Source organism: Candidatus Symbiopectobacterium sp. (genome assembly GCF_020054415.1).
Lineage (GTDB): Bacteria > Pseudomonadota > Gammaproteobacteria > Enterobacterales > Enterobacteriaceae > Symbiopectobacterium.
Genome location: NZ_JAHWCO010000011.1, coordinates 1 through 4701, shown reverse-complemented (window position 1 = coordinate 4701; position 4701 = coordinate 1). Strand labels below are relative to the sequence as shown.

The 4701-nt window shown below is 52.7% G+C and carries 1 protein-coding gene and 5 pseudogenes; 1 reads left to right on the top strand and 5 read right to left on the bottom strand.

Annotated features, from left to right (window positions below; all coding sequences use genetic code 11):
• Nucleotides 1-151 precede the first annotated feature (151 nt).
• Nucleotides 152-472: pseudogene (locus QZ506_RS00345) on the top strand (IS5/IS1182 family transposase); the annotation flags it as partial.
• A gap of 561 nt (nt 473-1033) precedes the next feature.
• On the opposite strand, the pseudogene QZ506_RS00340 reads toward QZ506_RS00345, so the two are convergent.
• The 5 genes and pseudogenes from QZ506_RS00340 to QZ506_RS00320 form a co-directional block, all read right to left on the bottom strand.
• A pseudogene (locus QZ506_RS00340) lies at nt 1034-1704 on the bottom strand (methionine ABC transporter permease).
• Entirely contained in the window at nt 1689-2489 is an 801-nt protein-coding gene (locus tag QZ506_RS00335) for a methionine ABC transporter ATP-binding protein (protein WP_291968289.1), read from the bottom strand. The pseudogene QZ506_RS00340 and the gene QZ506_RS00335 overlap by 16 nt, the downstream one beginning before the upstream one ends.
• Nucleotides 2486-3271, bottom strand: a pseudogene (locus tag QZ506_RS00330) (MetQ/NlpA family ABC transporter substrate-binding protein). The gene QZ506_RS00335 and the pseudogene QZ506_RS00330 overlap by 4 nt, the downstream one beginning before the upstream one ends.
• A 73-nt stretch (nt 3272-3344) precedes the next feature.
• Nucleotides 3345-4381, bottom strand: a pseudogene (locus QZ506_RS00325) (isopenicillin N synthase family dioxygenase).
• A gap of 237 nt (nt 4382-4618) precedes the next feature.
• Nucleotides 4619-4701: pseudogene (locus tag QZ506_RS00320) on the bottom strand (lipoprotein); the annotation flags it as partial.

Below are 4701 nucleotides of genomic sequence, written 5' to 3'. Positions count from 1 at the left end.
GAACAGTATTCGCATCACGTAACAATCGACCAGTATGGGGCGCAGTCGTTACAAGTTCTGATTTATTCAACAAAGCCGACCTGATTTTGAAACAACTGTGGTGATCTGCTCCCATGATTACCCAAAAGTTCTATTTATTCAACAAAGCCGCTATGATGCTCTGCTGAAGAAGAAAATAAGGCCGCTTATCCCGCCACGAAGGGGGGCGCAATATTGGCCAGACCGCTACCACGAGCGTAACAACGCTGTGGCAAATCAGAGCACTTGCGATACTGCCAATATCTGGAAAATGAGAGGGGGCTCTCACCGTCGGTACGTGGCTGAAACGGACATGTTCCGGTTCAAAAGGCTTCTGGGTTGTCATCTAAGTCTGATAGACTACGATGCTCAGGTGGGTGAAGCCATGGCCATGGTCAAAGCGCTTAACCGGATCACGCTATTAGGAATGCCGAACAGTATTCGCATCACGTAACAATCGACCCGTATGGGGCGCAGTCGTTACAAGTTCTGATTTATTAAACAAAGCCTACAACATCCAAAACCGGAAATTTCACACTGCAATCAACATATTGAATACACGACCGGATTACCGCGCGATGCCTGAGGTGTTGCCAGACGGTCATATCATCTTGGCACGCCCTGTGCGTAAATATAAAACTCCTTGCCAATCAATTCGTGAAGAAAGTGCAAGTGATCGCCTTAACATTTTGATAAGTTATTTTTATCGATAAATATCAGCAAGATATAAATATATCTTTGACAATATTGCCAAAGATCATTTTACGCAGGTAAAGAGAAACCTGTGGATAAGTCTGTTAAGAAAATTATGAGATTTTATATTACATGAAACGCAAAAGAGAGGAGTAAGTACTTCGATACCCGAAAACACGCTGCATAAAAAATAGCCTACTGCGCGAGCGGGACGCAATTGTGGACTGGTTAGTCTCGGAGCACAAGCGATTTATCTTTCATCTGCGATTGAACGTCTAAAATATAATCACAGAAACGATCTTGTTCCACACTAACGATCAGATCATCGTCGATGGGCCAACGCGCGTACCAAACGATCGCCGATCGATTGCACGCCCTGAACTAAAATCACCAGAACCACTACCGTACCCGCCATCACCTGATCGTTAACACGCTGATAGCCGTAGCGGATCGCCAGATCCCCCAGACCACCACCGCCGATCACACCAGCCATGGAAGAGAATCCAATCAACAACACCACCGTTAACGTCACGCCTGTCAGGATCGTTGGCAGCGCTTCTGGCAGCAACACTTTGCCGATCACGTGTCAGAGTGATCCCACCATTGACTGGATCGCCTCAATACGCCCGCGTTCAACCTCATCCAACGCATTTTCCACTACGCGGGAAAAAAGCGAAAAGCCCCGATAGTGATCGGTACGATCACCGCCGCACTTCCAAGTGTGGTGCCGACGATCAGAAGGGTCAACGGGATCAGCGCAATCAACAACACCACAAACGGTAGTGATCGGCCAACGTTGATCAGAGCACCCATCCCCCGGTTTAACCAAGATAAAGGCGCAACCCCGTCAGATCGCGTGATAAAAAACACCACACCTAGCGGCAGGCCAATCAGCACGGTAAACATCGCTGCCAGCCCCACCATGTACCCCGTCTCTAATGTGGAATTCCACATAAGCGCAATAAACTCATCCCAGCTCAGGCGACCTTGCATAAGGCACTCCCTTCAATGACGCCGTGACGGCGAAGAAACGCCTGCTCTGCCGCATAATCGGGCAACAACGCTCTGCGTAGCTGCGAATCAGGCGTTGAAAGCAGCGTCGACAGCGCCCCGCTTTCCACGATCTGACCATGCGCCATCAGCGCGGCGTGATCGCAAATGGCTTTTACCACTGACAGTTCGTGCGTGATCAACATGATCGTCACACCTAACTGACGGTTGATGTCTGCTAGCAGCGCCAACACCGATGCTGTGGTTTCAGGATCGAGCGCGCTGGTCGCCTCGTCACACAGTAAATACCTCGGCTTCGCCGCCAACGTACGCGCAGTGCCGACACGCTGCTGCTGCCCACCGGATAACTGCGAAGGGAAGGCGCGCGCTTTATCACTGAGCCCCACCCATTCCAACAACGCGCTGACTCGCGCTTCACGCTCGTGACGCGCAACCCCAGCTATCTCAAGCGGCACGGCAATGTTGTCCTGCACATTACGCGCATGCAGCAGGTTGAAGTGCTGAAAAATCATGCTGGTGCGCTGCCGGTGCTGGTGCTGGCGCAACGCCCGTGAAGAGAGTGACGTAATCTCTTCACCATCCACCACAATCCGGCCCGATGAGGGCCGTTCCAGCAGGTTAAGACAGCGCAGCAGCGAGCTTTTACCCGAACCGCTGCGCCCCAAAATGCCATAAACAGAACCTTCGGGAATCGTCAGCGGCACGTCATCCAATGCCGGGTGATCGCACCCTGGGTAACGTTTTCCCACGTGTCCGATGACAATCATTGTTGCTGGCTCGCCACCGGGATCACCGAGCCGTTATAGCGTTGCGCAATAAAATCGGCGATCGCTTTGGATTCCAGATCGGCGGCCAGCTTTTTAATGTGCGGATCGTTTTACAGGGCGGGCGTCGTCACCAATATGTTGGCATAGGGGTTATGCTCTGCGCGTTCTAACCTCAGCGCATAGTTGCCGTTGATCACCGCCAGATCGACATCGTCCAGCGAGCGCGGGATCTGCGCCGCTTCCACTTCCTTGATCTTCAGCTTCTTCGGGTTTTCAGCGATATATTTCGGTGTTGCCTGATCCTTGGCCGGATCGCTGTAGCCTGGTTTCAGCTTCACCAGCCCCTGGCTCTGTAATAAATACAGTGCACGGCTGGGGTTGGTGACATTGTTCGGTACGGCCACCGTGCCGCCTTCCGGCACCTCGCTAAAGCTTTTGTGCTTACGTGAGTAAATACCTAACTGTTTCACAGGCACGGTAGCGGCGACTACAAACTGTTTCCCCAACGCTTTTTCCTGATCCCGCAGATAGGGCACGTGTTGGAAATAGTTGGCATCCACATCGCCATGCGCCAGCAGCTCGTTGGCGTTTACACCGCTGGTCAGTTCGATCACTTTCAAAGCGTTCTGTGGATCAATTTTCTGCACCTGTGCCAGGATCTCACTGTGAGGCACTGGATCGGCAGCTACGCGCAGCGCTTGCGACGCGGAGGCAGAGAAGGTAACGCTAACGCTAACGGCTAATGCAATACTGCTGACAAAAAATGCGACACGCTTATTCATACAGGCTTCCTTTTATTTCTTCGTTTTAGGTATTGGGGTTTATGCCTGCCACAAAGGCAGAGACAGAGAAGCGTCAGTGAGCGGCGTGTTCCGCTTTCGCTACCACATCGGCGTAATGACGCTGTGCAACATCAGGATGCGAGCACAGTCGCCCTTTCAGGTAGTTCCAACCCACATCACGCGACAAGGGATTGTGCGGATCGTTGGTAGGCCCCTGCGCCAGACGCGCCACCTGTGGAGGCAGTTGATACACCGGCACCACCGCATCCAACTGTGCACCGAGGAAAAAGGCAATGGAGAGGCGCTCCTGCCCGGCAGGCGGTGAGACCACACGGTGCACGGTGGCACGTAAATAGCAATTGGTCGCCAGTTCCAGTAGTTCACCGATATTCACGACAAAGGAGCCCGGCAGCGGCGGCGCATCAATCCAGCGATCGGGGGCCACCTCGACCTGTAAACCAGCCTGCTCATCCTGCAACAGGAAGCTCAGGAAACCTGAATCTTTGTGCGCCCCCACGCATTGCTGGCTACTCTGCGCCGATTGCCCCGGATAACGAATCAGCTTGATATGTTCGTTAGGCTTCTCACCGTACAGTGCATCAAAGGTGTGTGGCGCTAACGCCAGCGCCTCCGCAAAAGCACACAACAGTTGCTGGGCCATGGCGGTCATCGCTTGTTGCTAGGTCAGCAGCGTGGTTTTCAGTGCAGGCTGCGCTTCCGGCCACAAATTAGGACCTTGTAACTGCCACCAACGGGGGGATTGCGGTGTCAATTGCAGAGCGGTGCGTTCAGCGCCAATGTCAAACTGCTCACGCCAGTCGGGTTGGTTGCGCGTCAACTCAGCCCCGGCACGGTTGTAGCCGCGAAAGTGAGGAGAATGGATCATGGCAACGCGCTGTTTTTCCTCATCAGGCAAGGCAAAGCAAAGAAAGCGCGAGCCTGCTGCTGCAACTGCTGCTGTAGCGTTTAGGGAATACCGTGGTGGGTGAGATAAAAGAAACCGACATCGCGGGCGGCTTCATTGAGCGAGGTTAAAAACGCCCGTCGCTGCTCGGGGTTACCGTGCAGGTGTGATAAATCAAGGAGAGGTAGTCTGTTTATGGTACTCATTGCGTACTCCATCAATTATTCCATGCTCAAATGGAAAATAAATGCAGGAGCCGCAACAACAACGATAGCCCGTCATGGTTCACCTCATCAGGAAGCGGGGTGGTTTCAGAGCGTTCACCTTTATCAGCGCAAAACCCCTACCAGCACAAAGTAAAGAAACCGATGTTTTTCGACATCTGATGGGCTTTGTTGAATAAATCAGAACTTGTAACGACTGCGCCCCATACGGGTCGATTGTTACGTGATGCGAATACTGTTCGGCATTCCTAATAGCGTGATCCGGTTAAGCGCTTTGACCATGGCCATGGCTTCACCCACCT